We start from the raw sequence: 25792 nt of genomic DNA, 5'->3' as shown, positions 1-25792 counted from the left end.
GATGCTAATTTAAACAAAGCCCCATTACAGAAGTAAAAAAAATTGAAAGTCATCTCTATTTCGCAATTACAGCCTGGCATGTTTGTTCAAAGTGTTACAAAACAAACTGGGCGCATTAAAATTAAAAACCAAGGCTGGGTTAAGACTCAGGCGAGTATCGATAAGCTCAAAAAAGCGGGCATTTTAGAAATAGAGATAGATCCAGATAAAACATTAACTACACCCGAGCCCGACACCCAAGCCCCTGCGCCTAAGGCAGAGATTAAAAAACGCGACCCTTGGCTTAAAGTTCACAGTAGTGAACAAGAAATGGGCAAAGCTAAAAAGCTCTACGACGAAGCTAAAACACTTCAACAAAAGGCCTTTGGCGATATAAAAGCGGGTAGAGATATAGACATAGCGCCTTTTAAAGAACTTGCCAGTGGCTTTATGGACTCTATTTTTAGAAACCAAGATGCCCTAGCCTGCTTAACGCAAATGCGTCAAAAAGATGCTTACTTATTAGAGCACTCTATCAACGTTTCTATTTTAATGGGTATTTTTGCAAAGCACTTAGGCATAGAGCGCGACATTATTGTAGAGCTCACTACAGGTGCTTTGTTACATGACATAGGAAAAATTAAAATTCCTGACGAAGTGCTCAATAAACCGGGTCGCTTTAGTGATGACGAATTTAAAATTATGCAAAACCATGCTCTGTATTCTAAGCAAATTTTGGAAGAAGCAGGGTTAACGGGGATTGCTGTAGACATTGCCGGCCTACACCATGAGCGCTTAGACGGAAAAGGCTATCCGTTTGCCAAAAAAGGCGATGAGATAAGCCAATACGTACGTATGGCGTCAATTGTAGATGTATATGATGCACTCACGGCAGAGCGGGTATATAAAGCAGGTATGGAGCCTATAAAAGCGTTTAAAATTTTAAAAGATGGTTGCCCTGATAGCTTTGATGGTGAGCTACTTACTAAGTTTATCCAATGTATTGGCATTCACCCAGTAGGCACCTTAGTGCGCTTATCTAGCCAAAAAGTAGGCTTGGTTACGCAGAGTAACCCTGAAACACCTTTAAAGCCGGTGGTTAAAACATTTTATAGTGCTAAACACGGTCGCTACACGGAAATGCAAGATATAAACTTGGCAAATAAAAAAACAGCCGACAAGCTCGAATCAACTGTTAAGCCGACCGACTACAACATTGACTTAGAGCGCTTTTACAAAAACGCTATTTTACCTTGAGTTAAAAAGTAAAGCCGCAGTTTTGCGGCTTTACTTTATTAGCTGCGCTTTATTGCGGCCAATCCTGTAAAGCTTTAATACTGAATTCATAACCATCAAAATCAAGTACACTTTGCTCTGGGGTAATTTCGCGCACTGTTAGTGCCCCTATGCTCTCCCCTTCGTGTAGCTCTCTCCCATTAAGCTTTATCCAGCGTTTATCTGCACTTGAAGAGTATATATGTGCTTGGTATTTAATGCTTGGCAGCATGGCTTGTAAGCCATCTGGTAATAGCTCAACCGGTTTAACTCGAGATGAACTGCGAGAGGCCTGGGTTACTTCGTAATCTTGTTCTTGCTCCGAGTCTTTTATCGCTTGTGCAAAGGCATCTTTTAATTTACTCGGTACAGCATCAAGCTCCGGGCTACTTTGCGGCGCTTGCGTGCTTGGGGTATTTTCACCATTCAGTGGTTTTCCAAGCACTTTGTACTTGCTCATATCTAAACCTGCTGAGCTTGTATTTTGTGCTTGCGGCTGCATAAATTGCGTGTTTTGGCCGTGTGCATTATAAGCAAGTGGATTATAGCTTTGCGTATTAGGTAGCTGTGCATTGTAAGTTTGCTGATTAAACGCATTTTGATTATACCCGTTAGCATTTATAGGGGTTTGCACATTGTAACCTGGTTGCTGCTGCGCCGGATTATCATTAATAGGGATATACTGCCCTTGTGGGGTAAGCAACATTTTTTGTACCCCGGTAGGTGTTTGTACATACACCAACTGCCCTTCAATCGTTGCTTTATTACTATTTTTTTCAGCCTCTGAAGACGGTGATGTTACAGGTTTTTCGGCTTTATTTTGCGCTGTAGTTGGCTCATCTGTTACTGCTTGTTTTTGTTTTTTGCTATCAGTGCTAACAGTGCTAACAACGTCAACCGGCTGGCTTGTTTTTAATAGTGCGCTGCTTTGAAACCACTTACCCGCTGTAAAGCCACCCGCTATGGCAATAAATGCTGCAATTGCGCCGCCAAGTAGCCACACCATTTTTTTATAGCGCGTAAGTGCTTGCTGCTGTTTTAACTGCGCTGACTGCAAATCATATTGCTCGGCGCTCATATCTGCTTGTTGAGATTGCTTTAATGCATCTAATAAATAAGACATAAATTACCTAACTATATAATAAACGACATGCCAACACCTACTGCAAACAAAGCAGCAAATGCTAAGTAATAATAAATACGGCCAGTGTACTTAGGCGCATTATTCTGCGCAGCCGCAAAGTCCATAGGCAGTGATTCTTGGGCTGATTGTTTTATAATATCACTATCAACAATAAGCTGCTGCTTAGAAAAAGCCCCGACTAACGCGCGCTCACAGACTAAATTCATTAAGCGTGGAATGCCGCCAGTTAACTGATGTACAGCTTGCATAGCATCGAGCGAAAAAACGCCTTTATCACACCCGGCAATATGTAAACGATGCTTTATATACGCAACTGTTTGCCCTTGGGTGAGCGGTAATAAGTGATACCGTGCTGTAATTCGTTGCGCTAACTGCCTAAGCTCAGTACGTTTTAATAATGCCTGAAGCTCTGGTTGACCCACTAAGACTATTTGTAACAGTTTTTTATGATCAGTTTCTATGTTGGTTAATAGTCGTAATTGCTCAAGCACATCGGGGGCAAGGAGCTGCGCTTCATCAATAATTAAAATTGTGTGCCCGCCCGCTTTGTTATTAGCCTCTAGGTGCTGCTTAATAATGTCGGTTAAACTTTTAAGGGTGGCATTTTGGGCATCGTAAGTAATGTTTAGCTCATCACAAATACTGGCCAAAAGTTCAAGCTCCGACAGTGCCGGATTATGGATCATTGCAACTTGAGTGTTCTCTGGCAGTTGCTCTAACATACTGCGGGTAATGGTGGTTTTGCCTGTTCCCACTTCGCCGGTTAGCAATACAAACCCGCCATCTTCGCCTAAACCATAGGTTAAGTGGGCAAGTGCCTCTTTGTGGCGTTCGCTTAAAAATAAATAATGGGGGTTGGGCGAGATCGAAAATGGCTTTTCGCTCAAGCCAAAGTAGCTTAAATACACCGCAATGTTCCTTCGTCATTAAAACTCGGCCTATAATGGCAAAAAAAACGACAAAGTAACAACGTTGTATGCGCTTTATTATTGAAATAACGTAAATTTATGTAAAACAAAAAAGCGCCGCTAAATTTAGCGGCGCTTTTGTATTAAAGCTAAGTGCTTGGCTATTTTATTTTACTTAGTTTTCGTAACGCACCAAACGTAAATACACGTCACTGGTTTTAGCATGTAAGCTATTAAGCCCACTATCAAACTGGTAAACCCATGCTGAGCTCATCGTGCTTACCCCTGAGGTATTACTCCAGTAGTTTTGCAATTTAGTGCCTAAAAACACCTCTTCGTTAATACTTGGCTCGGTGCAGCTGTGCTCTAAAATACTGGCAAGCTCTTTAACATTAGGCACCTGCCAATCGTCGTAATCGGCAGTGGTGTCGTTTTCTGCGCCTCTGAGTGCTTCTTGCCAATTAAGTGACGGGGTAGAGCCTGTGCATGTTTCAGTGTCGCTATCGTAAACTTGTCCGTAGCTACAACGTTGCCACATTAGGCCTGTTTCTGTATCTAACACTGTGCCATCGTCATTAAGAGTGAAGCGAGTGGTTGGTGTTGTTGTATCCGCCCCGTCGTAACACGTTTGCGCTGCGGCTAGTTGAAAGCTTACGCTAAATACAGCCATTGAAAATAGTAAGCATGTTTTCATGATTTTCTCCTATCGGCTTCTGACTAAACGTACATACGCGTATTTTTCTTTCGGGTAGGCTAAGTCATTCCCGTTGCTCATATCGATAATGTACGCTTGCGATAAGCTGGTACCATCGGCTGCAGTTTGCGATGTCCAGTACGGTAAATTCACATCATCTATAGCGCCTGCTTCTGGCATATTTGGAAAAAACGCTTCATCAATTAATACGTTTTCGCCCTGCTTGCCATAATCAATTAAGCTCAACAGCTCAGTGTAAGTTGGTAAGCGCCAATTGGTACCGCCGCAAAAATCTAAGTCGTTCACTTCATTTATATAGGTTTGCACACCACAGCTTGTATCATCTGGACAGGTGGTATTAGCAGTACTGGTATCGGTAAAGGTTGTCGTGCCTAAATCCCAAAAGTAATGATTTTGGCCATCGCGTAAGGTGGTATTAGGTAATGTACCTGACTCTACACTTTTCACTTCCCATACAAGCCCCGTTACGTTGTCGCGTATACAAGTAAAGTCGTCACTATCATCAGCCACTTCATCGGCAAACTGATTTAGCTTAGTGTAGTCAAACGCAAGGTTACCTTGGCCTGCTTTATCGAGTTGGTTGGCAAAGCTGTCTCGACCAAGCTCTGCATCTTGACCCGGAAAGTCACTACTTTGGCAATTGATACGCTGGGTATTGTTATAACACTCGCCTAGGCCACTGTCGTTAATTAACCCTAATGCTTTTGGTGATACGTCAATAAATACGGTATCGGTGTCAGTGCGCCCTTTAGAATCAGTAACAGTGACTTCAAAGCTCAACGTGGTATCTAAATCAACGTCGGAGGCAAAAAATGTCGTGGTACATTGGCTAGTATTTGCCAGCGTTTCGGCATTGCCCGTTAATTGTTGCCAGCTACATGAAAACGTATCTGTTAGGGTGTCACTTTCACTTGCATCTAAGGTCACTTCCTCAAATTCTTCAACGTTTTGGTCATCTCCGGCATTGGCCACAACCAGCTCGTCTGTTTTATTTAATGTCATACTGTATTCAGTACTTGCCTCGCCGCCCTCGTCGTCGGTAACGCTTAATTGCCATATTAAATTAGTATTTGATTCAAGCAGCGGGTGGCTAAAACTTACCGTAGAGTTGTCAAAGTCGGTTACATCTAAATCTGGGCCTGAAATTAATTGCCACTGATAGCTATTAATTTGGCCATTTTCATCAGGGTCGCTCGACTCTTCAGCGCTTAACGTTACGGTGTCGTTATAGGTTGAAGGCAGTGTTTCTGGGGCTGTTTGACTAACAACAGCAAGCGGTAATTGATTACTTGAAGTAATAAATATGCTCACGTTGTCACTAACTAAGCTGCCATTATCTGTTTGATAGCTTACAGATAGTACAAGTTCACTATCGGCTTTAACATCGGGCGCAGTAATTGTTTGCTCTGCACCTTCAAGCGGGAAGCCGTCCACAGATGGGCCGCTAACGCGCTGCCAAGTAAAGGTACCGTCATCTGGTGAGCCTTGTGCGGTGATTGTAAACTCTGTTTTTTCTACAACTTGTAGATCGGTTCCGGCATTAACCGAGGTTTCAACAGCAGAGTCTTCACTACCGCCGCCTCCACCGCCACAGGCAGCCAATAAAAAACAAGATATAAGGGGAGTAAAAGCAAACGCTTTCATAAAACGCACCTATAATGTCAAATAATTACTATAGTGTAATCACTAGCAATAAAGGTGCCATTTAGAGTTATACCAATTCGCTTAATTAAGTGATCCATTTTGAGGCTGGAAAACGTGTCGCAAAATGATTAAGCATTATTGTGGATTGGTATTACATATACGTATCTTGATGAATACGCACAAACAGCTTAGTGCCTATTTTTGAGTAATCTACTTTGTATTCACGCCCATCAAGCGCCTGAATAAACAACAGCTGTTTTTCTTCACCAAAAATATCAGCGCTACTTACATTAACAATTTCAAGGTAACGCTCTTTGGCATCACGCCGGTTTTTAGGTAGGTCCTCTTTAAATGGCTCCAAACCATTTTGAGTTACCTTTATACGTGGGTGCTGCTCTGCATTTACAATGACTAGATCAAGCTTTTTATCTTTATGGATGATGGTGTTGCGACCACTCTTTATAAAAGATCTTTCTTGGCTCATTATTTTTCCTACTATCGCATTTAGTGTCCAACTTGCGATGCTATAAACCGTTCAGGTGCGCGTTTCCATTTATTTAAATCGGCACTGAACGACCAAATGTCTGTCTCTAATACACTTGCGGGTAACAGTAAATTATACCCCGTTAACAACTCAAGGTGCTTGGCTCTGTTAGCAAACATAGCTATAAGTCCAGTATAGCTAAATCCTTTAGGTGAGGTGTATTGTGTCTCTTCTATTAACCATTCTGATGGGCAATTGCCATTTTTGCAATGTTTTTGAACAGCTTGCATAAATAAATTACGCTGCTCTATCAGTAGTTTTCCGGCAATGCGTGGGTGTAAAGCGCTTAAAAATTCGTCCATATCATTGAGTTTTAAACCTACTGCGTTTAATTCAAGGTATTCAAGGCCGTCAGCCACCTTAGGAATACCGCTGTGGTGTAAGTTACTAACATGTAACTGCCACTGGCCATACTTATGCTGATACACAAGTAAGGACTCACTAAGCACTAAACTGTAATAAGGTTCCTGTGTTTTTAAAAAACCAATAAAAATAGCAGCTATGCACATGCTTACTAAAAAAATTTCTATTAAGCTAATTTCACCCGGGCGCAGTAAATTAAACAGCATAATAAATACTAAACCTACGCTGCCTACAGTAAGTACTTCAATGCCATTGCGCGCCCCTTGCGCCCTGTATTTTATTATTGAACTTGGCTTACCCATATTGGTAAAAAGCCATATAAAATAAAAACATAACAATACCCCAGAGTATTATTTTTCTCATTGTTAAACAGGTTTTACACTGCGGTGGTTGCTTCATCGTTTTATCATAATTTTAGTGTTAAATGGGAACAAGTAATTAGTCTCATAAATTTTTACGCCTAACGCACAAATTTATGAGACACATAACCGCCTTTTCACGGTCTTATTTCGTACAATACTTACAATTTATTTTCAGGTATGAAAACGATGTATTCAAAACAGTCAGGTAAAGCTCTTTTTCCATTTTTAATTACGCTTCTTGTTATTTTAAGTGTGTACTTATATTTGCCATCTAGCCATGGCGAACAATCTAATTCAAGTGATACACCCACACAGGTAATGGCTCATACGGTATCGTCTCAAGAAAACACCGTTATGATTGAAGCCATAGGCAGTGCACGCGCAAACCAAGCAATTTATATAAAAAGCGCACAAAGCGATTATGTTACACACATATATTTTGAAGATGGCGACTTAGTAAGTAAAGGCCAACGCCTTGTGCAGCTGCAAAATCAGCAAGAACAATACGCTGTAAAAGAGCTAGGCATTAACTTAAAAGAAGAAAAACGTCAGTTAAGCCGCCTTACTGAGCTTTCTCGTACGCAATCTACCGCTAAATCATTATTAGAAGAGCAGCTTTCTCGCGTAGATGCCACGCAAGCCCAACTAGAAAGCGCTAAAACCAAACTTGATGAAATGCTAATTACCGCGCCGTTTTCTGGCTTATTAGGCAAACGAGAAGTGTCGGTTGGTGCTTATGTAAGTAGCGATACAATTATTACAACGCTTGATGATATTAGTATTATAAAAGTTGACTTTAAAGTCCCTGAAAAATATTTATCTCAACTTAACCTAGGCATGAAAGTACATACTCAAAACGATGCCTACCCAGGGCGCACTTTCACCGGCAAAGTGACCCATATTAGTTCTCGTATCGACTCGATTACTCGCAGTGTAGAAGTAACCGCAAGCTTTGCTAATAAATCCGGGCTATTACGCCCTGGTATGCTTTTAAACACCGCTTTGGAGCTTAGTAGTAATCAGGCGCTTATGGTGCCAGAAAAAGCTGTGATCCCACTGCAAGATAAACATTTTGTATACCAAGTAAAAGAGGGTATTGCCAACAAGGTTGAAGTGCATGTTGCTGGCAGAAATAACGGCTGGGTAGCGATTGATGAAGGCCTTAGCGATGGCGAGCAAGTGATTACCGAAGGCATTATTAAAATTCGCCCTGGTAGCAAAGTAAGTGTTGAGGGTTAATCGGTGAAAATTACAGATACGAGTGTTAAACGCCCTGTTTTTGCCATAGTAATTAACTTACTACTGCTAACATTTGGCTTGGTGGCTTTTTCGATGCTACCACTTAGAGAATACCCTGATATTGAAACCCCTATTGTCAGTATTAGTACTGACTACACTGGTGCTTCGGCAGAAATAGTCGAGACAAAAATAACGCAAATATTAGAAAACCGGATATCGGGTATTGAAGGCATTAAAAGTATTAATTCTTCAAGCAGAAATGGCCGCTCTAATATCGTTATTGAGTTTGATATAAGCCGTGATATTGACGCAGCCTCAAACGATGTACGAGAGCGAGTTGCCCGTGCACTAGATAACCTACCAGAGCAAGTGCGCCCACCAGAGGTATCTAAGTCAAACAGCGACGAGAGCCCTATAGCCTGGTTTGTACTTAACAGTGAAACCATGAACTCGCTCCAATTGAGCGATTATGCACAGCGCTTTATTGTCGACCGATTAGCCGTTGTAGATGGCGTTTCAAATGTACGTATTGGTGGTGAGCGCCAATACGCCATGAAAATTTGGCTAAACCGCCAAGCCATGGCTGCTCGTGGGATCACTTCAAGTGATATCGAAAACACCCTACGCAGCGAAAACGTAGAGCTACCAGCAGGTGAAATTGAATCTATCGACCGCGACTTTACCGTACGTACAGCGCGTAGCTATAAAGACCAACGTGATTTTCAAAACTTAGTTATTAAACGCGGTGAAGACGGCTACCTTGTGCGTTTAGGTGAAGTTGCCGATGTACATTTAGAAGCCGCCGACGATGAAAGCCTGTTCCGTGGTAACGGCCGTAACATGATTGGCCTTGGCATAGTAAAGCAAGCTAAAGCAAACACCTTAACAGTGGTAGACAACGCCCGCAGTGAACTTGAAAAAATAAAACGTAATTTGCCAGAGGGCACCACTATTCAAGACAGCTACGACTCGTCTATTTTTATTAAAGAGTCAATCAACGAAGTATATAGCACGCTTGCCATTTCTATGGGGTTAGTGGTGTTAATAATATTTATCTTTTTAGGTAATATTCGCGCTACGCTTATCCCTGCTGTTACAGTGCCTGTAGCACTTGTTGGCAGCTTTATGTTTTTACTTGCCATGGGTTATTCAATCAACCTATTAACCTTACTTGCGCTGGTATTAGCAATTGGTTTGGTCGTAGATGACGCCATTGTAATGCTTGAAAATATTCACCGTCGGATTGAGCTTGGCGAGCCTCCCTTATTAGCGGCCTTTAGAGGCGCCCGAGAAGTAGGCTTTGCAATTATTGCGACAACGCTTGTGCTTATTTCGGTGTTTGTACCTTTAGTATTTATGGATGGCCGAATTGGCGCCTTATTTACTGAGTTTGCAATGGCTGTAAGTGCCGCGGTGTTTTTCTCTAGTATTACTGCCCTTACCCTCTCGCCTGCGCTGTGCTCTAAAGTTTTAAAAGCGTCAGAAAAAGAAAGTAAATTTAGCCAATGGATGGACCGTGTTTTTAGCAAAGTTGAAAACAGTTACCGCCAATCGCTTACCTCAAATATGACCAAAAAATGGGGCTTAATGATAAGCCTAGTACTTGCTGGTTTTGTTAGCTACTCGTTGTTTTTACAAGTGCCCTCTGAGCTTACGCCAAAAGAAGACCGCGGTACTTTTTTTATTATGATGAGCGGCCCTGAAGGCGCAAGTTATGAAAATAACGCTGCCAACATGGCTAAAATAGAAGAGCGCCTGCTTCCTTACTCAGAAGCTGGCGAATTAAGCCGTGTTTTAGTGCGCGTACCGGGCTGGGGCGGCAGTGGCGGTGTTGCTATCGTTGGCATGGCCGGTTGGGATAAGCGCAAACGCTCTACCTGGGAAGTAATGGACGAAATAAGCGCCAAAATGACCGAAGTAACAGACGTACGTGCTTTTGCTATTATGCGCCGTGGTATTGGCGGTGGCGGCTCTTCTCGCCCGATTGAGTTTGTACTACAAGGTAACGATTACGAGCAACTTGCTGATTGGCGCGACCGCATTATAGAGCGCGCAGAAAAAAATCCAGGCTTGGTAAGAATCGATCACGACTATAAAGAAACCTTTCCACAATTTTTAGTCAGCATAGATAAAAACAAAGCCGCTGATTTAGGTGTCTCGGTATCAGATGTAGGCACCACGCTTGAAACCATGCTAGGACAGCGCCGTGTTACCACCTTTATTGACCGTGGTGAAGAATACGATGTAATTTTAAAAGGCACTAAACAAGACTTTACAAACCCTACTGACATTTCAAATATTTACCTTAAATCACGCAGTGGTGAGCTGGTCCCACTAGATAGCCTTATAAGCTTAAAAGAAGAGGCCACAGCATCGCGCTTAAACCGTTATAACCGAATGCGCGCCATTACACTAAGCGCTAATCTTGCGGACGGCTATACACTGGAACAAGCACTTAACTTTTTAAACAAAGTAGCTGCAGAAGAAAACGACATTGACGGCGCTGTAGATTATAAAGGTGAATCACAATTATATTACGAAGGCGCATCGGCCATGACCTATGTATTTGTGCTTGCCCTAACTGTGACCTTTTTAGTTTTAGCAGCGCAATTTGAAAGCTTTATGCACCCGTTTGTCATTATGCTAACAGTACCACTTGGCCTAATGGGCGCCATGTTTGGCCTATGGGCAACGGGCTTAACGCTTAATATTTATAGCCAAATTGGTATTGTAATGCTGATAGGTTTAAGCGCTAAAAACGGTATTTTAATAGTCGAATTTACCAACCAACTGCGTGATAAAGGCGTAGAATTTAGCGAGGCTATTTTGCAAGCGGCCACTCAGCGCCTGCGCCCAATAATAATGACCTCTCTGACTACGGTAATGAGCGCAGTGCCTTTAGTATTGGCATCAGGCCCAGGCGCAGAGAGCCGCATGGTAATTGGTGTGGTGGTATTTACAGGGGTTATTGTATCAACATTGCTAACGCTTTATGTTGTGCCTGCGGCGTATTATGCCCTAGCCCGCAACACACAGTCGCCAGAATTTTTACAGCAAAAATTAAATAAGCAAGCCGACTCTCACCCGTTAAAAGACGGCGAAGAAATTTAACTGAGCTTACACTGCGCCGTAACTTGCTGTTACGGCGTATTCAATTTATGCTCGCCTTAATACTGTAACATACATAATTAGGACAACTTATGAGCACATCAACACAACTAGCAACATTTGGTGGAGGCTGTTTTTGGTGTATAGACGCTGCATTAAGACGAGTAAAAGGTGTACTAAACGTAAGCTCAGGTTACACCGGCGGTAATACCGACAACCCCACGTATAAATCAGTCTGCTCTGGTACAACAGGCCATGCTGAGGTTGTGCAACTGGAATTTGACAGCGCTGTAGTGAGTTTTGAAACACTGCTTAGCATGTTTTTTACGTTACACGATGCCACGCAATTAAATCGCCAAGGTAACGATATTGGCACACAGTATAGAAGTGTTGTTTATTACCACAACGATGCACAATTAAGTCAAACCAATGAGCTGATAGCTCAGCTACAAAACCATATTAGCGAGCCAATAGTGACAGAGGTTAGCCCTGCTACCACATATTACCCAGCGGAGCATTATCATCAAGATTACTACAACGAAAACCCACAGCAGGGTTACTGTAGTATTTTAATTGCGCCTAAGTTACACAAGTTTGAAACTGTATTTAAAGAATTTTTAGCTGACTAGCTAATTTGCGTTGTTAAAACAATTCTAATACCAATCCGCATAATTAAGTGATCTATTTTGAGGATGGATAAACGTGTTGATAGCAAGGCAAAAAATTCGCTATTTAGTTGTTCTAAATGAGAATTTTTTAACGCAGATAGCGACACGTTTAGCCCCTGAAAATGATTAAGTATTAATGCGAATTGGTATAAATACACATTAAAAAGCCCGATATAAATCGGGCTTTTGTATATTAAAAACGCTATTAAAACTGATAGCTTGCACCTGCAAAAAAGCGGCGCTCTGGGGTGTTGTAGTAATATACGTCACCGCTTGTAAAGTCAGCTCTTGAGTCAACCACATTGTAATCTCTGTCAAATAGGTTCTCTACACGAAGCGACAGCTCAATATTATCGTTTACATGATAGTTACCCGCTAGGTTCCAAAGTGTATACGATCCTAGGCGCGTTACTGCCCCCTCGCGATCACTGCGGTATTGCATATCAATGCGAGCATCAAAATCACCAAATTGCTTTGCGAGCTCCCAATTAACAGTGCGCTTGGCAACATTGCGTAGCTCATCGCCGGTTTCTTTGTTTTCGGCACTTAAATATGCAAAATTAAAGTGGCTATCAAACCCTAAAATTTGCTGTGTAAGGATAAACTCAACCCCTTCATAGCGAGCTTCGTTTATATTAGCTAACGCAAAGTTTTCATCGTAATCAATTTTATCTTCGATGTCGTTTCTAAAAATTGCAAAATCGACTTGTGCACTGTCAAAATTAACATTTACACCAAGCTCGCGGTTTATTGATTTTTCAGGTTGGAGATCCGGATTACCAAAATTTGGGTAGTATAAATCGTTAAATGTTGGCGCTTTAAAACCTGTGCTTTGACTAATTCTAAATGTTGAATTTTCAGATAAATGATAACCAGCCGCCGCAGTATAGGTTGTTTCATCACCAAACTGTTCATCGTCGTCTTGGCGAAGAGTTAAATTGGCAAGCACAGTGTCGGTGTCGTAATAAGCCCCAACAAACACTGCTAATACATCGCGGCTATCCTCATCAAATGCTTGCGAGCTTTGCGATACATCATCGTTATACCAATTAACGCCGCCGCTAATATTAAGCGCATTTGTTAAGCGGTATTGGCCGCTGTAATCTACTTGCGAGCGCTTAGTAATAAATGTACTGGTTAATGGCCCGCCGGTAAAAGAGTCCACATATGTGCTGTCAGAATCATCGGTTGCAAAAGCAACATCTATAGCATGAGATTGGTTAGTGTAGTTTTTGCTCCACTGCGCCGACAGTTGATAGTTTTTAAAGTCCCCTCTTTCAACCGTGCTCGTAGCCGGGCTAAAGCTGCTATCGTAGTCCGCGTAGCCTTCGCTGTACTGGCCTAGTAGCTTAAAGTTACCGTAATGTGCATCTGCATAGTTTACTTTAAAGCCTACGTTTTTATTTTCATAGCTGTCGTCATCGGGCGCTATACCTTGTAATGCATCAAAACCATCGGTTTTTTCAAAGCCTGCATTAAATGCGCTAACCACTTCATCTGATTTTACTGAACCTGCAAGCTGATAGTTTTGATAAGCGTTAGAGCCAAATGTGGCATCAAGTGATACATTGCTCGCTTCACGCGTTATTATATTAATAACCCCAGCTAATGCATCTGAGCCATACACAGCTGCACGCGAGCCTTTTATGATCTCGATTCGCTCAATACTATTTAGCGGCACGTTACTTAATGCTTTTTGTCCTAGCGTGGCTGAGCCCGTGCGTACACCATCAATTAAAATTAACGTATCGCCAGAACCTGTACCACGTAATGATACGCCCGACGTTTGGCCAAAACCACCATTAGGATTAATTTGAAAACCCACCTGTGTGCTTAGTAAGGCCGGTAAATCGCGTACATTGCTTGCATCTATTTCGGCGCGTTCAATTACATTAACGCTCGCTAATACATTATTTATTGATTGTTCAAATTTATTAGCGGTAACAGTGATTTTTTCAATTGGGCTTTGTGCAGCAGATACAGAAAAAGACAGCGCAGCCGAGATAGCAACGCCAAGAGTTGTTTTATTTAGCATGATGTTCCCTATCTTTGCCCACCGCAAAGATTTAAGTAAGTAAGATTACTTCAAGGCCGGTCTCCGGACTCAGTAAACACATAAATGCGTTAATACTTTACCGTTGCGGGGGCAGTGTTGGGATTGCTTTTGTCATAAAGGCGCACCAACTTCCCGATTATCTCGCTGTTAGTTTTAATACTTTAAACCCTGTATTTAGCAACCAGCAAGCACCTTGAAAATAGGCGGTTATTGTGAGCAGTTTGTTTACAAATGTCAACGGACGTCTATATAGCTAAAGGTTATATTATTTATTTTCAGTAAAGCTGGATGATACGCCGTATGAACTTAAAAGCGCTGTGATTTTAGGTTTTATTTCAGACGAAGTTAAAAGCTTATCCATTTGTTTTACCGTAATTTTACTGCGCGCAGGATTAACTAAAAAATGAGTATCGTATATAGCATCTGGGGTATTACTCTTATAAAGCAGGTTCATATTAAAAATGTTGTTCTTTTTAAAGTATTGATAAGCTATGTTATTTAACACCCCTACATCGGCACGCTTTAATAGCAGCATTTTAACAACGTTAAACTCATCGATTGTTAAACTAACTTGGTGTTCTTCACTTAAATACTGTGCATCGGTTTTAAAATCAGCAAAACGATAGGAGTACCCCAATACTCCCGCTTTTGTTAAAGCATGTAAGTCATCGAAATAGCTTTGCTTTTGGGCGTTTTGTGCCAGCGTATACAACTCATTTTTAGCAATAACATAAAAGCTCGTTTCCTGTAAGGCACTTCTTGCTACCTCAGGCACCCATTGCATAGCCATTAAAAACAACATGTCGAACTCCCCCCATTCGACCCACTTTTTGAGCCTTTTTACAGGCAAAGAGTTAAGAGTAAATTTATATTCGCTTTGAGAGTCATTGAGTATTTTTACAAACTCAGGCGCTAACCCTTGCTCTTTTTCGGCATTAATAATAATTGGAAAGTAACCGTCCTCTACCAACACATCTACATTTATTGGCTTGGCAAAGCTAAACTTACTGCTCGCAATAATAAGTATAAAAACAAAAAACTTAAGCATTTAAAGCCTTTAACAGTCGCTATTAAGTAATATTGATATTAAGAATAGCCTAATATACGCAACTGCGTGATAAGCAGGTTTAATAATGCATTTAAATAACGTTAAAAGAGTATGGAATAACAGTGGACTAATTTTACACAGGTAAAAGGGGTTTAGGCTTGCGAGTAAGTAAAGGCTGTAATTAGGGCGGGGTAAAATGTGTGGCTAATATATTCAATAACCACACATTTAAATTTTCACTTTAAAATACTAAAGACACTTAGCTAATTAATCGCGAAAGTTTTTAAACTGGAAAGGCTGACCTAAATCTGCAGTGCGAACGACTTGCATAGCGGCTTGTAAATCGTCACGTTTTTTACCCGTTACACGTACTTCTTCACCTTGAATAGCAGCTTGTACTTTTACTTTTGAGTCTTTAATGGCTTTAACTACTTTTTTAGCCATGTCTTTCTCAATGCCTTGTTTAAGTGCAACATTACGAAACACATTTTTACCAGCACGAGTGATGTCTTGCAGCTCCAAGCTTGCTACGTCCATACCACGCTTAGAAATTTTACCTGCTAAAATATCAAACAATTGCATAACTTGTGAGTCAGCTTCAGCTTTTAGTTTAATTGTTTTGTCGTTTAGCTCAATTGATGCGTCAACACCTCTAAAGTCAAAGCGCGTTTCTAGCTCACGGTTTGCGTTATCTACTGCATTTTTAGCTTCGTTCATTTCTACTTCTGATACGATATCAAATGAAGGCATTGGGTTCTCCTAACTATTAAATCTAAATTTATGCGCCGATTATAACGCTAAAATTATAAATCTTTACATTTTTCTGCCAGTTGTTCAGGTGCGATACTAATTTAGTTTGATATACTGCAGCCTCTTTTTTAAGCGGTTTTAGGATTTATCGTGACAAGGCGTGTTTACCAAGCAGTTTTTTTGATTAGTATTGTGGTGTTTACCCTCTTATTTGCCAAAGAAATAAAAGGCGGCGTTACGAACTTATTTCCACATGTTGATAAAGTTGCCCACTTTGGGATTTTTTTTATACTTGCCATCATTATGGATAAAGCCTTTAAGTTACCGCTGTACACGCAAGTACTTTTGCTTGCGGGCTACGGTGCAGCAATAGAAATAATGCAAGATGCGCTTCCTTACAGGCAGGCCTCTTTAGGTGATTTTATTGCTGATTTTGCCGGTGCGGCCACGTACTTTTTACTAAGAACCATTTTTACTCCTCGAAAAAAGAACCCTTATGGCTAATATTCTTATTATTGGCGACGGCGCTATTGGTTTATTGCTAAGCCATTTTTTATCTAAAGCTCACACTGTTCATGTGTTAACACGCAAAGCCACTGCAAATACACGTTTTTATTGCAAAGCAAAACAGCCTTCGCAAAAAATAAATGCACGATTTATTACGCTTAAGCAAATTAATGAACAGCCCGCGTTTGATATTGTTATTTTTGCTGTAAAGGCTTTTCAGGTGCAATCGGCCTTTACGCAAGTTAAACCCTTTTTATCGCCAAGTAGTGTACTTATTGTATCGCACAACGGTATGGGTAATGTTGAAACGCTCAATGAGCAACTCGATAAGCGACAAGCGTTGTACTTTTTAACCACCAGCATGGCTGGCTTTAAAACAAACGACTTTATAGTACAGCACACCGGTGAAGGTAAAAGCGTATTAGGTGCCTGCAACCCTTGCGCGCACAGTTATTGCCAAGCAATGTGTGAGCAATTGCAAAACGTGCCGCAGCTAAGCTACAGTACTAATATTGAGCAGCTACGTTTTGAAAAACTATTAGTAAATATTGCCATTAACCCATTAAGCGCACTGTATGATATTAAAAATGGTCAGTTACGTGCCCCTTATTTTAATAGCATTATTTTTAACTTATTAACTGAGGCATGCCAAATAGCCCATGCTTTAAAGCTTGATATTAAACTTGCCGATGCGCTTAACAACGCTTATAACGTAATGATGCTAACCGCTGAAAACTACTCATCAATGCATCAAGACGTAGCGCATAACCGACAAACCGAGATAGACGCCATTTGTGGCTATATTAGCCAACAAGGTAAGCGATTAAATATCAGCACCCCGCTAAACGATGCCCTACTTGCTAAAATTAAGGCAAAAAAAAGCGTGGTATAAACCACGCTCTAAATTACGGTTAACCTTTACGGGCGATAAACTTTTACACCCGTAAAGCCTGCTTCATGAAGAATAAGCGCCTGTAACTGGCTCATAACCCCTCTTTCACAATACAGGTAGTAATCCTTATCTTTTGGCAGATCACCAAATTTAGTCGCTAAGCGGAAAAACGGTAAATGCACTACATCTATACCGTCAATCTCAAGCGGCGCTGCATCCTCTTCCTCTGGTGAGCGAATATCAACAACCACAGCACCCGCTGGTAAATCAACTACCGACTCAGCTTCTTTAAGTTCTTGCTTAGCTTCTACGTCTATATCACGCACATCCATAATACGAGCGTTTTCAACAACAGTATTAAGCACATCAAAGTCGAACTTTTCTTCTTCGGCTTTAATAACGTCAAGTTTAGCTTTAACCGTTGGCTTTTTAGATATTACGCCACAATACTCAGGCATGGTTTCGGCCATTTCTGCGGTGCCAATTTTACGGGCAATATTAATAATTTCTTGCTTATCGTGCTGAATAAGTGGGCGCAAAATCAGGGTTTCTGTTACGCGGTCAATCACACTTAAATTAGCTAAGGTTTGGCTAGAAACCTGACCTATACTCTCACCAGTTACCAAGGCTTGAATATTTAATTTTTCGGCTACTTGGCTGCCAGCACGCATCATCATGCGTTTTAGCACAACACCCATTTGGCTGTTTTCAACGTTCTCTAAAATTTCGGCTACAACCGGTTCAAAATCAACCGTGATAAATTTAACTTTATGAGTAGAGCTAAATTTTTTCCATAAATAGTAGCTGGCTTGTTTAACACCAATTTCGTGTGCTGCGCCACCTAAATTAAAGAATAAAAAGTGCGTGCGAGCGCCCTTACGGATCATCTGATAACTTGCTACACCAGAGTCAAAGCCGCCTGACATTAACGAAAGAACGTCTTCTTGTGTTGGCAGTGGAAAGCCTGCCATACCTAGGTGAGTTTGCGTAACTATGTAGGCTTTATCGTCTTTTACTTCTAAGCGAATAGTTACTTCTGGGCGGCTTAACTTAACGCGAGCGCCTTCAACGTGCTGGTTTAAACCACCACCCACGTAACGCTCTAAATCGGTAGAAGTAAAGTCGTGTTGACCAATACGCTTTGCGCGTACACAAAACGTTTTACCAACGATGGTATGCCCTACTAGGTCTATGGTTTTTTTATAGATATCGTCAAGCGTTGTGAAGTCAGTTTCGGTCACTTCAATAAATTGCACAATACCAGGAATGCGCTGCAAGCTATCGATAAAGTCTAGGCGTGTTTGTGCATCATCAAGCTTAGTTACAACAGAAATATTATCCCAGTTGTTTCTTACTTGTACTTTTTCGTCAACACGGCGCAATACAATTTTAATGTTATTTTCTAACACTTTAGTAAAGCGTTTACGTACCGAACGGCTTTTAATGGCAATTTCAGGATGTAGTTTGACGATAAATTTAAGCATAGTTCACTCTTAGACTGCGGGAATTCGCGCTCCCAGGCATTGGGCGCGCGATTATAGCAAAAATTTTTGCGTCTAGGAACTAACCAACTAACAGCAGTTAGGCAAGCGCTGGCGCTTGCTCTGCAAGTTGGGTGTATTTTTCACGTAACTGATTCATTTTAAGAATGCTTTTTTCGGTGCTGTAAGCCCTAAATAATGCTAATACTTTTAAAATGCCATGATAAATATCTTGCTCAGCTAAATTACCACTGAGCCTACGCGCTTTAATATACGGAGTCCAAAAACTAACGGTTAGCTTAAGAGTATGGGCAAGTTCAAGCGCATCTTGCTCTTCTATGGCAATCATTTCGTTATCGCGCAGGCCTAAAATAACTTGGCGAACCTGCTCTAATAAAGTTGACTGAAAACCAATGTAGGCTTGTTTTAAGCTTTCATCTCTGGAGAGGATGTCGCCTAAGTTGTCGTAAAAAAAATGATAGCGCCACATTAGCTCAAATAACGAATCTAAATAAGCAGTTAAATGATCAAACGCATCATCGTTTGCTTCAATAGGTTTAAAATGAGTATGTAAATGCTCGCTGTAAAGCGCAAAAATATGTCGGATAATGTCTTCTTTATTTTTAAAATGATAGTAAAGATTACCCGGGCTCATCCCTAAATGTGATGCAATATGATTGGTTGATATTGCACGCTCACCATGTTCATTAAATAACGAAATACTGGTGTGTATTATTTTATCCTTAGTATTCATATGCGACGACTCAAATTAACTTATAAACTACATTACACTAAATATCAGCCTTGCAGTATAAACAAATCAGGCAGGTTTAAATACCATCATAATTTACTATTTTAAAATACGGGGGTCTGATTATGCTGCACGCAGGCATTTGCATTAATGTGGTGCTGTTAACTAACGCAAAGCCTAAGCAGCGTAATTACACTTTAAAAAACGGTAACGCATTTAAAGCACTTTTACTGATTAAATATCAAACATAAAAGCTCAACCTGATCTCCTAGGCTGATTTGTAGAACAAACACTGATAGACTACTTAAAAAATAATAGTTAGTGAAATCTATGAACGTTACGGCAATCTATCCTGGTACATTCGACCCGTTAACCAACGGCCACACCGACCTAATTCAGCGCGCAGCTAAAATGTTTAGCACAGTTATTGTTGCTATTGCTCATAACCCTTCTAAAAAGCCGTGCTTTAGTCTCGATGAGCGAGTTGATTTAGCCAACTCTATTTTAGGGCATTTGAGTAATGTAAAAGTGATTGGCTTTTCAGGCTTGCTAGCCGATTTAGCTTTTGATCATAAAGCTGATGTGCTTATTCGCGGTATTAGAGCGGTATCTGATTTTGATTACGAATTTCAGCTCGCAAATATGAACCGCCGCCTAAATCCAGATTTAGAAAGCGTGTTTTTAACACCTTCTGAGCGCAACTCGTTTATATCATCAACCTTGGTAAAAGAAGTTGCCCGCCATAATGGCGATGTGAGCGAATTTGTAAGCCCACTTGTAGTGGAAGCTTTAAAACAAAAGTTAGGCTACGACGCAAGCTAAAAAAAACACAATTAGCGCACTTTGGTGCGCTAATATACCTAACTACTTTTTAGCCATAGCTTGTAATTCATTGTGGTTAAATAAAGCGCGTTTAAGCTTTACCAAGCCTAAAATATCTTTGTTTATAATTAATACTATTGCCATTATTAAGTCACTCGAAAACTGGCCAACCCCGTAGACCCCCCATAACCACCAATAGTCATAACTAACCAACACCACATAATCGTAATGCATAGCCATGTGTAATGTTGCATTAAACGTTAAACCACAAAGAAGATAATAATAGGCTGTGGCGTTAGCATGTTTATAATTATAGGAGAGGCAAGCAAGCGTGAAAATGGTAAGTAAATCTGCAATTACTAAATCTAAATATATTGAGCCTGTAAGGATAAATGATGCTTTGAACATAAATAGGCTGAGCGTATAAGAGAGCATCATCACCAAAGAAATGTACATAATATGCTTATTGCGGCAGTTTATTGTACAAGCAAAATTATAAAGAAATGGAACTACAAAAGCCCATGTAATAAAAATACTTAGGTAGTCATTTACTGTGCTCAATGCCATAAATACATGTTGGAGCATTAATAAGCACCCATTTTTTTAACGAGATATTTATTGACTTTTATTAACCCTAAAATATCTTTGTTTATAATTAATACTATTGCCATTATTAAGTCACTTGTAAGCTGCCCAATACCATAAAGCCCCCAAAACCACCAATACTCTATATTCCCAACAACGATACTATCGTAATGCATACCGTAAAATACAAACGCATTAAAACTAAGCCCCACGATTAAATAATAAAAGGCGATCGGTTTAGCTTTCGATAAAAAAATCATCCATATCATCAAAGCGATTATGGTAACTGCATCAAATAAGAACAGTTTTAAGTGAGGTGTGGCTGTTTGCGGGTCCATAACCATACTTGATGTATATGAAGCCATCATAATAAATGATATTTGGGCTAAACTTTTATCTGACTTATTTATGCTTGTAGATAAGCAATATAAAAATGCAAAAACAAACAGCCATGTAATTAAAATGGTTATGTAATCATAAAGATCAGCCATCGCCCATAACAGGTTATGCATATCGGAAACGCTTCAACTTTGTAGTTAAATAATTACTTAGCTTTACTAAACCTAAAATATCTTTATTTAAAAGGCTTACTGTAATCATTAGTAAATCGCTAAAATTAACACCTACAAAGTAAATATCCCAAAACCACCAGTACTCATAGTGATGCATAATATCGTTGTCTATGTACATCGCAAAAAATAAAGAAGTATTAATACTTAACCCAATAAGTAAATAAATGTACAAGGTGCAACTTTTTATAAAAAAACCACATAAAGCAATTGAGGCTAGTGTTGCAGCATCAAATAAGAAAAAATCAAAGTAGGTTATGGAGTCCATATCAATAAATAAGCTAGATGAATATGAAAGTGCCATGATTGATGTTAACCAAACTTTGCTCTTATCAGCGTTATTTATTGAGCTGACCAGTGAGTACAAAAAAGCCATTAAAAAGCCCCACTGTACAAATGCACCTATATAGAAGGTTATATTGGTATTTAATATTAAATCAATCATGAAACCTTAATGCCTGAAAAGTAAAAATTGTACCGCTATCTACACTTTTGAGGCGTAGCAAATACCATAAAACAATAATTAAATTAAATTAACTCACTCCCTCAGCCTTTCTATAAATAATCTCAAATATCTCCTAAGCCGAAGTAAACCTAAAATATCTCTGTTTATAATTAGTACAATTGCCATTGTGAAATCGCTAAAATACATCCCAAAAATATATACCGCCCAAAACCACCAATAGTAAAGTGTACCTTGTATAACAATGTCGTAATGCATACCTAAAAATAAACAGGCATTAAAGCTCAGCCCTACAATTAAATAATAAAAGGGCGTAGGTATAGTTTGTTTGGTGAAATTACGCCACAGAAGTAAAACCAAGATAGTTACAGCATCATAATAAAAATAATTTAAGTGCGGTGTTTCTATAATTGGATCCATAAACAAACTAGCTATGTAGGATACCATCATAATAAATGAAAGTTGTGCCCTGCTCTTATCTGGCTTATTAATACTTGCCGATAAGTTATACAAAAAGGCAATAAGAAAAAACCACGTAAACAAAATACCTACGTTGTACCCTAAATCGACCAGTCCCCAAAGAACATCAGCCACTTTGCTTCAATCTCATAACACCGTTCACTAACTTATCAGTAGCATGCACTAACCTTAAAAAATCCTTTTTTACGAAAAAAATACCAACCATGATGATATCCATAATATTAATAACAACCGTATAAAAAGACCAAAACCACCACGGTTCGTAATTACCACGTACAAACACATCTATGTGCATAGCTAAAAATAATAACGAATTGATGCTCAAGCCAAATAATAAGTAAGTAGATATGCGCTTTTCAGGTAGGAAATACCGCAGAAATAAAATAAAAAATAAAGTGCCTACATCATAGCAAAACAGTTCTATGTAACTAATGTTGTAAATATCTATAACTGTACTTAAGCAGTAAGAAACTACCATAACTAAAGATAGCCATACTGCCTGTTTTGATGGATTGTTAATGCTAGTTGTTAGTGAATATAAAAAGGCCATTAAAAACCCCCACTGCACTAACGCACCGATATAAACTGACACTTCAGGAGGGATTAGAACATTATTCACTATCGCGGTTTCTTAGCAAAGAACGAGTAAATAAGGTTTTTTAAATAAATAATTTTTAAAAAATCTCTATTGATAAACAGCACTAAAATCATGCTCAGATCAGAAATGGCCACCACTGATGAATACAATCCCCAAAACCACCAATAGGTGTAATTATGTAAAATATAAGAGTCTAAATACATACCTAGAGCAAAGCACATGTTGATACTCAGCCCAAGCATAAGATACATAAATGCAACTGTTTTCTCTTTAATATAAAAGTATTGGGCAATAATTAAAACCACAATGGTGATAGCATCTAAAATAGCGAGATCAAGGTAAGTAATGGTTTGGTAATTGAACAAAACACCTGGAAAATACGAAATAGCCATAATCGATGAAAGTATAACTAACGCTTTAAAGCGTGAATTGATAGATGAGACTAAAGAATATAAAAATGCCATGAGGAACCCCCATTGCAATACCACACCGATTATATGGGCAATTCTCACATCTAATAAAAAAGAGATGATATCCATCTTAAAAGTAAACGCTAATAATAAGCACCTCAAAAATAATAAACAACACCATTAACTGAGCACCTAGCTTAGTATTTTACTTATCCAAACTATAACTTTCATCACCATAAACGTATCGATACTTCGTCTTTAAAATGCTAGCTGCAAAAGCCACCTTTTAAGCTTAATTAAGCCTAAAAAGTCTCTATTGATAATTAGTACGGCGATCATACACAAATCAGAAAACATAACAGCCGATGAATAAAAGCGCCAAAACCACCAGTAGGTGTAATTATATAGAATATTGGTATCTAGATACATGCATAGGGCTAAAAAGGTGTTAACGCTAAGGCCGAAGATTAAGTAGACATAAGCTGTCGTTTTCTCTTTAATAAAATAACGCTGAGTTACATACACAGCAACTAAAATAGCGATATCTAAAAGGGCAAAATCTAAATAAGTAACCGTCTGAAAGTTTGTGAATATCCAAGGCAAATAACCTATCGCCATAATACTCGAAAGTACAACAAAGCCTTTAAAGGGGTTATTTATTGAAGATACTAATGAGTATAAAAAGGCCATGAGAAACCCCCACTGCACAATAGCGCTTAATATATAAGCGAAATCGAAGTTAGAGATTACATCAATAATAGCCATGTTGTTTGAAACACTATGTAGTTAGGCAAAAAATAAGTAATATTAACATAATTCATCTGACCTTCGTCAGTACCATCCCTCTCTCCTGGCAACTAAAACTCAATAAATAGCCCCACAAATGCAGCAAACCTCACGTTATTAAAGTTCAGCCACACTTATAACTTTTCAATAAGCCGATTACTCTTTAGCTGGTTAACCACTAGTGAAAGCATCATTAAAACATCAATTACGTTTACGCCGATAGAATAAACACTCCAATACCACCATGGCTCAAAGTTATATAGAACATATAAGTCATAATGCAAAAGCAACGTAAGTACGGCATTAGTAATTAAAGCCAGAACGAGGAACAGGAAAGCTTTGTTACGTTTAAAAACATTGAAGTACTGCAAAGTGAGTAGCGCTACAATTGTAATAAAATCGTAGAACGCCCAATTAAGATATAGGTTATCTAACAATCTTATATAGCTGCCAAAAATATATGAGCAGAGCATTAGCGCAGATAGGTAAACTGGTGACTTATTTTCTTTGTTTATGCTGGAGACTAGACAGTAGAGGAAGGCCATTAAAAAGCCCCATTGGGAGAAAGCCGCTACATAATCCATTAGGGCTTCAGATAAATACATTTAATCTAGGTCGTGGGCTGAGGCTTTGTCGATTTAAACAAACCACATAGCTTACTTTTTAATTTGTGTAGGCCTAAAAAGTCTCTATCTACAATCAAAGAAACAGCCATCAATAAATCGATAGTAATCACCGAGAAAGTATAAAAATCCCAAAAAAACCATGGTTCACTATTACGTAAAATAAAGGTGTCTAGTTGCATACATAAAGCTAAACTAAGATTCGTAGACAATCCAAAAATTAAATAAAGCAATGAACTAGAGCTTGTTTTAATAAAATGTTTCGCTATGAAAAGTGCAGCTATAGTGCAACCATCGTATATTGCTAAATCTAAATAAGTTAATTCATAAATAGACAACCAATCTAAAAAGTACTCATACGATGAGTATGAAATAAACATGATTAATGAACTGAGTAAAAGGGTAGTATTTCTCTTATTACCAATAGAATAAACAAAAACGTTAAACAAAAAGGCCATCATAAAAGCCCACATTGTAAAAGCTGACAAAGAAAAATGACCAAAAAACTCAGTTAAAAACATCAAGAACCTTTAGTTATTATTTTGGTTTAGGAGCACCTGGTAAAATTGATGCTTGTCGTTCAGTTCCCATACTAGCTGCCATCGCCTCTTGAGAGAAGCTTACTGTATCAGATTGTAGGGTTTTAGGGCTAGCAGTTTGTTCCGTTGCAGGCTGTAATTGTTGTGTTTTATTGTATGCTTGCATTTGTAATTGGCTATTAGCTGAAACTTGCATGTGATTGATCCTTGTATAAGTTTTAATATTATTTGGCGCAACTTTTAATCACACCATCATGTAGGTAATTGCATTACCTGTTTTAAGCAGTGATAGCTATTTTGCTATCTGACTTATACAAAGCAACCAGCGTGCCAAGATTTTTTGACATACCCATAATATATGCTAACAAGGTACTTTATTCACACTAAGCCTTAAGTTAACCCTTGCAACTAAAGTGAAAACTCGCACCCCAAACTCATCTGACCAGCTTATTATACACATAAAAAAACGTACAGGGGTAACCG

27 protein-coding genes and 1 riboswitch are annotated in these 25792 nt (G+C 39.4%); of the genes, 7 read left to right on the top strand and 20 right to left on the bottom strand.

The annotated features are described in order from the left end of the window. Positions 1-42 precede the first annotated feature (42 nt). Positions 43-1236, top strand: coding sequence for an HD-GYP domain-containing protein (locus tag MSC25_RS06915; protein WP_064386891.1), 1194 nt, complete (start codon positions 43-45; stop codon positions 1234-1236). A gap of 49 nt (positions 1237-1285) precedes the next feature. On the opposite strand, the gene MSC25_RS06910 is transcribed toward MSC25_RS06915, so the two are convergent. From MSC25_RS06910 to MSC25_RS06885, 6 genes are all read right to left on the bottom strand, one after another. Continuing rightward, positions 1286-2377: a general secretion pathway protein GspB gene (locus MSC25_RS06910; protein ID WP_248442957.1), complete on the bottom strand. Its 1092-nt coding sequence runs from the start codon at positions 2375-2377 to the stop codon at positions 1286-1288. Positions 2378-2388: 11 nt separating this feature from the next. Next, positions 2389-3306 (bottom strand): AAA family ATPase, encoded by a 918-nt coding sequence (locus MSC25_RS06905; RefSeq protein WP_248442956.1) that lies wholly within the window; start codon positions 3304-3306, stop codon positions 2389-2391. A gap of 175 nt (positions 3307-3481) precedes the next feature. After that, the gene (locus MSC25_RS06900; RefSeq protein WP_248442955.1) at positions 3482-4000 is read right to left on the bottom strand and encodes a DUF1566 domain-containing protein; all 519 of its coding nucleotides are present in this window, start codon (positions 3998-4000) and stop codon (positions 3482-3484) included. A 9-nt stretch (positions 4001-4009) separates the two neighbouring features. Continuing rightward, positions 4010-5665 carry a DUF1566 domain-containing protein gene (locus MSC25_RS06895; RefSeq protein WP_248442954.1) on the bottom strand — a complete coding sequence of 552 codons (1656 nt, stop codon included), beginning with the start codon at positions 5663-5665 and terminating at the stop codon, positions 4010-4012. Between the two features lie 151 nt (positions 5666-5816). Beyond that, entirely contained in the window at positions 5817-6149 is a 333-nt protein-coding gene (locus MSC25_RS06890; RefSeq protein WP_024034321.1) for a hypothetical protein, read from the bottom strand. Positions 6150-6169: 20 nt separating this feature from the next. Next, the gene (locus tag MSC25_RS06885) at positions 6170-6874 is read right to left on the bottom strand and encodes a DUF2982 domain-containing protein (protein ID WP_248442953.1); all 705 of its coding nucleotides are present in this window, start codon (positions 6872-6874) and stop codon (positions 6170-6172) included. A gap of 246 nt (positions 6875-7120) precedes the next feature. On the opposite strand from MSC25_RS06885, the gene MSC25_RS06880 reads away from it, so the two are divergent. The 3 genes from MSC25_RS06880 (at position 7121) to msrA (ending at position 11910) form a co-directional block, all read left to right on the top strand. Continuing rightward, positions 7121-8173, top strand: coding sequence for an efflux RND transporter periplasmic adaptor subunit (locus tag MSC25_RS06880; protein WP_054983189.1), 1053 nt, complete (start codon positions 7121-7123; stop codon positions 8171-8173). A gap of 3 nt (positions 8174-8176) precedes the next feature. Next, positions 8177-11284, top strand: a complete 3108-nt coding sequence (locus MSC25_RS06875; RefSeq protein WP_248442952.1) for an efflux RND transporter permease subunit — start codon at positions 8177-8179, stop codon at positions 11282-11284. A gap of 89 nt (positions 11285-11373) precedes the next feature. Continuing rightward, positions 11374-11910, top strand: a complete 537-nt coding sequence (gene msrA / locus MSC25_RS06870) for a peptide-methionine (S)-S-oxide reductase MsrA (protein ID WP_248442951.1) — start codon at positions 11374-11376, stop codon at positions 11908-11910. A gap of 244 nt (positions 11911-12154) precedes the next feature. On the opposite strand, the gene MSC25_RS06865 is transcribed toward msrA, so the two are convergent. The 3 genes from MSC25_RS06865 to MSC25_RS06855 all read right to left on the bottom strand — a co-directional run bounded on the left by MSC25_RS06865 (position 12155) and on the right by MSC25_RS06855 (position 15803). Then, positions 12155-13984 carry a TonB-dependent receptor gene (locus tag MSC25_RS06865; RefSeq protein WP_248442950.1) on the bottom strand — a complete coding sequence of 610 codons (1830 nt, stop codon included), beginning with the start codon at positions 13982-13984 and terminating at the stop codon, positions 12155-12157. A 36-nt stretch (positions 13985-14020) separates the two neighbouring features. Continuing rightward, positions 14021-14184, bottom strand: a riboswitch (cobalamin riboswitch). Positions 14185-14270: 86 nt separating this feature from the next. Beyond that, positions 14271-15053: an ABC transporter substrate-binding protein gene (locus MSC25_RS06860; RefSeq protein ID WP_248442949.1), complete on the bottom strand. Its 783-nt coding sequence runs from the start codon at positions 15051-15053 to the stop codon at positions 14271-14273. Between the two features lie 267 nt (positions 15054-15320). Continuing rightward, complete coding sequence (locus tag MSC25_RS06855; RefSeq protein ID WP_004588518.1) at positions 15321-15803, bottom strand: YajQ family cyclic di-GMP-binding protein; 483 nt, start codon at positions 15801-15803, stop codon at positions 15321-15323. 150 nt (positions 15804-15953) lie between these two features. On the opposite strand from MSC25_RS06855, the gene MSC25_RS06850 reads away from it, so the two are divergent. Both MSC25_RS06850 and MSC25_RS06845 read left to right on the top strand, forming a co-directional pair. Continuing rightward, positions 15954-16307, top strand: a complete 354-nt coding sequence (locus MSC25_RS06850) for a VanZ family protein (protein WP_064386896.1) — start codon at positions 15954-15956, stop codon at positions 16305-16307. Beyond that, positions 16300-17202 carry a 2-dehydropantoate 2-reductase gene (locus MSC25_RS06845; protein ID WP_248442948.1) on the top strand — a complete coding sequence of 301 codons (903 nt, stop codon included), beginning with the start codon at positions 16300-16302 and terminating at the stop codon, positions 17200-17202. The genes MSC25_RS06850 and MSC25_RS06845 overlap by 8 nt, the downstream gene beginning before the upstream one ends. Positions 17203-17228: 26 nt before the next feature. Here MSC25_RS06845 and thiI read toward each other — a convergent pair whose 3' ends face one another. Continuing rightward, on the bottom strand, positions 17229-18686 hold the full coding sequence (gene thiI, locus MSC25_RS06840; protein WP_004588521.1) for a tRNA uracil 4-sulfurtransferase ThiI: 1458 nt from the start codon (positions 18684-18686) through the stop codon (positions 17229-17231). Positions 18687-18783: 97 nt separating this feature from the next. After that, on the bottom strand, positions 18784-19437 hold the full coding sequence (locus tag MSC25_RS06835) for a TetR/AcrR family transcriptional regulator (protein WP_004588522.1): 654 nt from the start codon (positions 19435-19437) through the stop codon (positions 18784-18786). Positions 19438-19764: 327 nt separating this feature from the next. Here MSC25_RS06835 and coaD point away from each other — a divergent pair, with 327 nt between their 5' ends. After that, positions 19765-20256 carry a pantetheine-phosphate adenylyltransferase gene (gene coaD / locus MSC25_RS06830; protein WP_248442947.1) on the top strand — a complete coding sequence of 164 codons (492 nt, stop codon included), beginning with the start codon at positions 19765-19767 and terminating at the stop codon, positions 20254-20256. A 42-nt stretch (positions 20257-20298) separates the two neighbouring features. Here coaD and MSC25_RS06825 read toward each other — a convergent pair whose 3' ends face one another. The 9 genes from MSC25_RS06825 to MSC25_RS06785 all read right to left on the bottom strand — a co-directional run bounded on the left by MSC25_RS06825 (position 20299) and on the right by MSC25_RS06785 (position 25505). After that, a complete protein-coding gene (locus tag MSC25_RS06825) occupies positions 20299-20823 on the bottom strand; it encodes a hypothetical protein (protein ID WP_248442946.1) in 525 nt (174 codons plus the stop codon). A gap of 17 nt (positions 20824-20840) precedes the next feature. Further along, complete coding sequence (locus MSC25_RS06820; protein WP_248442945.1) at positions 20841-21353, bottom strand: hypothetical protein; 513 nt, start codon at positions 21351-21353, stop codon at positions 20841-20843. Beyond that, on the bottom strand, positions 21346-21855 hold the full coding sequence (locus MSC25_RS06815; RefSeq protein WP_096740025.1) for a hypothetical protein: 510 nt from the start codon (positions 21853-21855) through the stop codon (positions 21346-21348). The genes MSC25_RS06820 and MSC25_RS06815 overlap by 8 nt, the downstream gene beginning before the upstream one ends. Positions 21856-21948: 93 nt before the next feature. After that, the gene (locus MSC25_RS06810) at positions 21949-22467 is read right to left on the bottom strand and encodes a hypothetical protein (protein ID WP_096740026.1); all 519 of its coding nucleotides are present in this window, start codon (positions 22465-22467) and stop codon (positions 21949-21951) included. Beyond that, a complete protein-coding gene (locus tag MSC25_RS06805) occupies positions 22460-22972 on the bottom strand; it encodes a hypothetical protein (RefSeq protein WP_248442944.1) in 513 nt (170 codons plus the stop codon). Before MSC25_RS06805 ends, MSC25_RS06810 begins: the two co-directional genes overlap by 8 nt. Beyond that, positions 22972-23415 carry a hypothetical protein gene (locus tag MSC25_RS06800; protein ID WP_248442943.1) on the bottom strand — a complete coding sequence of 148 codons (444 nt, stop codon included), beginning with the start codon at positions 23413-23415 and terminating at the stop codon, positions 22972-22974. Before MSC25_RS06800 ends, MSC25_RS06805 begins: the two co-directional genes overlap by 1 nt. 204 nt (positions 23416-23619) lie before the next feature. After that, complete coding sequence (locus MSC25_RS06795; RefSeq protein WP_248442942.1) at positions 23620-24051, bottom strand: hypothetical protein; 432 nt, start codon at positions 24049-24051, stop codon at positions 23620-23622. Positions 24052-24757: 706 nt separating this feature from the next. Continuing rightward, complete coding sequence (locus MSC25_RS06790; protein ID WP_029773587.1) at positions 24758-25291, bottom strand: hypothetical protein; 534 nt, start codon at positions 25289-25291, stop codon at positions 24758-24760. Between the two features lie 16 nt (positions 25292-25307). Beyond that, entirely contained in the window at positions 25308-25505 is a 198-nt protein-coding gene (locus MSC25_RS06785) for a hypothetical protein (RefSeq protein WP_248442941.1), read from the bottom strand. Positions 25506-25792: the final 287 nt, after the last annotated feature.

The organism is Pseudoalteromonas sp. 1CM17D (assembly GCF_023161805.1).
In the GTDB taxonomy this organism is placed as follows: Bacteria; Pseudomonadota; Gammaproteobacteria; order Enterobacterales; family Alteromonadaceae; genus Pseudoalteromonas; species Pseudoalteromonas atlantica.
The sequence above is the reverse complement of the archived record's forward strand: the minus strand, read 5'-3'. Positions and strand labels throughout refer to the sequence as shown.

What these genes read in the sequence shown, in the direction of transcription:
- MSC25_RS06910 (WP_248442957.1), bottom strand. Translation starts at nt 2,377, where the DNA reads ATGTCTTATTTATTAGATGCATTAAAGCAATCTCAACAAGCAGATATG.
- MSC25_RS06900 (WP_248442955.1), bottom strand. Translation starts at nt 4,000, where the DNA reads ATGAAAACATGCTTACTATTTTCAATGGCTGTATTTAGCGTAAGCTTT.
- MSC25_RS06895 (WP_248442954.1), bottom strand. Translation starts at nt 5,665, where the DNA reads ATGAAAGCGTTTGCTTTTACTCCCCTTATATCTTGTTTTTTATTGGCT.
- MSC25_RS06890 (WP_024034321.1), bottom strand. Translation starts at nt 6,149, where the DNA reads ATGAGCCAAGAAAGATCTTTTATAAAGAGTGGTCGCAACACCATCATC.
- MSC25_RS06885 (WP_248442953.1), bottom strand. Translation starts at nt 6,874, where the DNA reads ATGGGTAAGCCAAGTTCAATAATAAAATACAGGGCGCAAGGGGCGCGC.
- MSC25_RS06880 (WP_054983189.1), top strand. Translation starts at nt 7,121, where the DNA reads ATGTATTCAAAACAGTCAGGTAAAGCTCTTTTTCCATTTTTAATTACG.
- msrA (WP_248442951.1), top strand. Translation starts at nt 11,374, where the DNA reads ATGAGCACATCAACACAACTAGCAACATTTGGTGGAGGCTGTTTTTGG.
- MSC25_RS06865 (WP_248442950.1), bottom strand. Translation starts at nt 13,984, where the DNA reads ATGCTAAATAAAACAACTCTTGGCGTTGCTATCTCGGCTGCGCTGTCT.
- MSC25_RS06860 (WP_248442949.1), bottom strand. Translation starts at nt 15,053, where the DNA reads ATGCTTAAGTTTTTTGTTTTTATACTTATTATTGCGAGCAGTAAGTTT.
- MSC25_RS06855 (WP_004588518.1), bottom strand. Translation starts at nt 15,803, where the DNA reads ATGCCTTCATTTGATATCGTATCAGAAGTAGAAATGAACGAAGCTAAA.
- MSC25_RS06845 (WP_248442948.1), top strand. Translation starts at nt 16,300, where the DNA reads ATGGCTAATATTCTTATTATTGGCGACGGCGCTATTGGTTTATTGCTA.
- thiI (WP_004588521.1), bottom strand. Translation starts at nt 18,686, where the DNA reads ATGCTTAAATTTATCGTCAAACTACATCCTGAAATTGCCATTAAAAGC.
- MSC25_RS06835 (WP_004588522.1), bottom strand. Translation starts at nt 19,437, where the DNA reads ATGAATACTAAGGATAAAATAATACACACCAGTATTTCGTTATTTAAT.
- coaD (WP_248442947.1), top strand. Translation starts at nt 19,765, where the DNA reads ATGAACGTTACGGCAATCTATCCTGGTACATTCGACCCGTTAACCAAC.
- MSC25_RS06825 (WP_248442946.1), bottom strand. Translation starts at nt 20,823, where the DNA reads ATGGCATTGAGCACAGTAAATGACTACCTAAGTATTTTTATTACATGG.
- MSC25_RS06820 (WP_248442945.1), bottom strand. Translation starts at nt 21,353, where the DNA reads ATGCATAACCTGTTATGGGCGATGGCTGATCTTTATGATTACATAACC.
- MSC25_RS06815 (WP_096740025.1), bottom strand. Translation starts at nt 21,855, where the DNA reads ATGATTGATTTAATATTAAATACCAATATAACCTTCTATATAGGTGCA.
- MSC25_RS06800 (WP_248442943.1), bottom strand. Translation starts at nt 23,415, where the DNA reads ATGGCATTTTTATATTCTTTAGTCTCATCTATCAATTCACGCTTTAAA.
- MSC25_RS06795 (WP_248442942.1), bottom strand. Translation starts at nt 24,051, where the DNA reads ATGGCCTTTTTATACTCATTAGTATCTTCAATAAATAACCCCTTTAAA.
- MSC25_RS06790 (WP_029773587.1), bottom strand. Translation starts at nt 25,291, where the DNA reads ATGTTTTTAACTGAGTTTTTTGGTCATTTTTCTTTGTCAGCTTTTACA.
- MSC25_RS06785 (WP_248442941.1), bottom strand. Translation starts at nt 25,505, where the DNA reads ATGCAAGTTTCAGCTAATAGCCAATTACAAATGCAAGCATACAATAAA.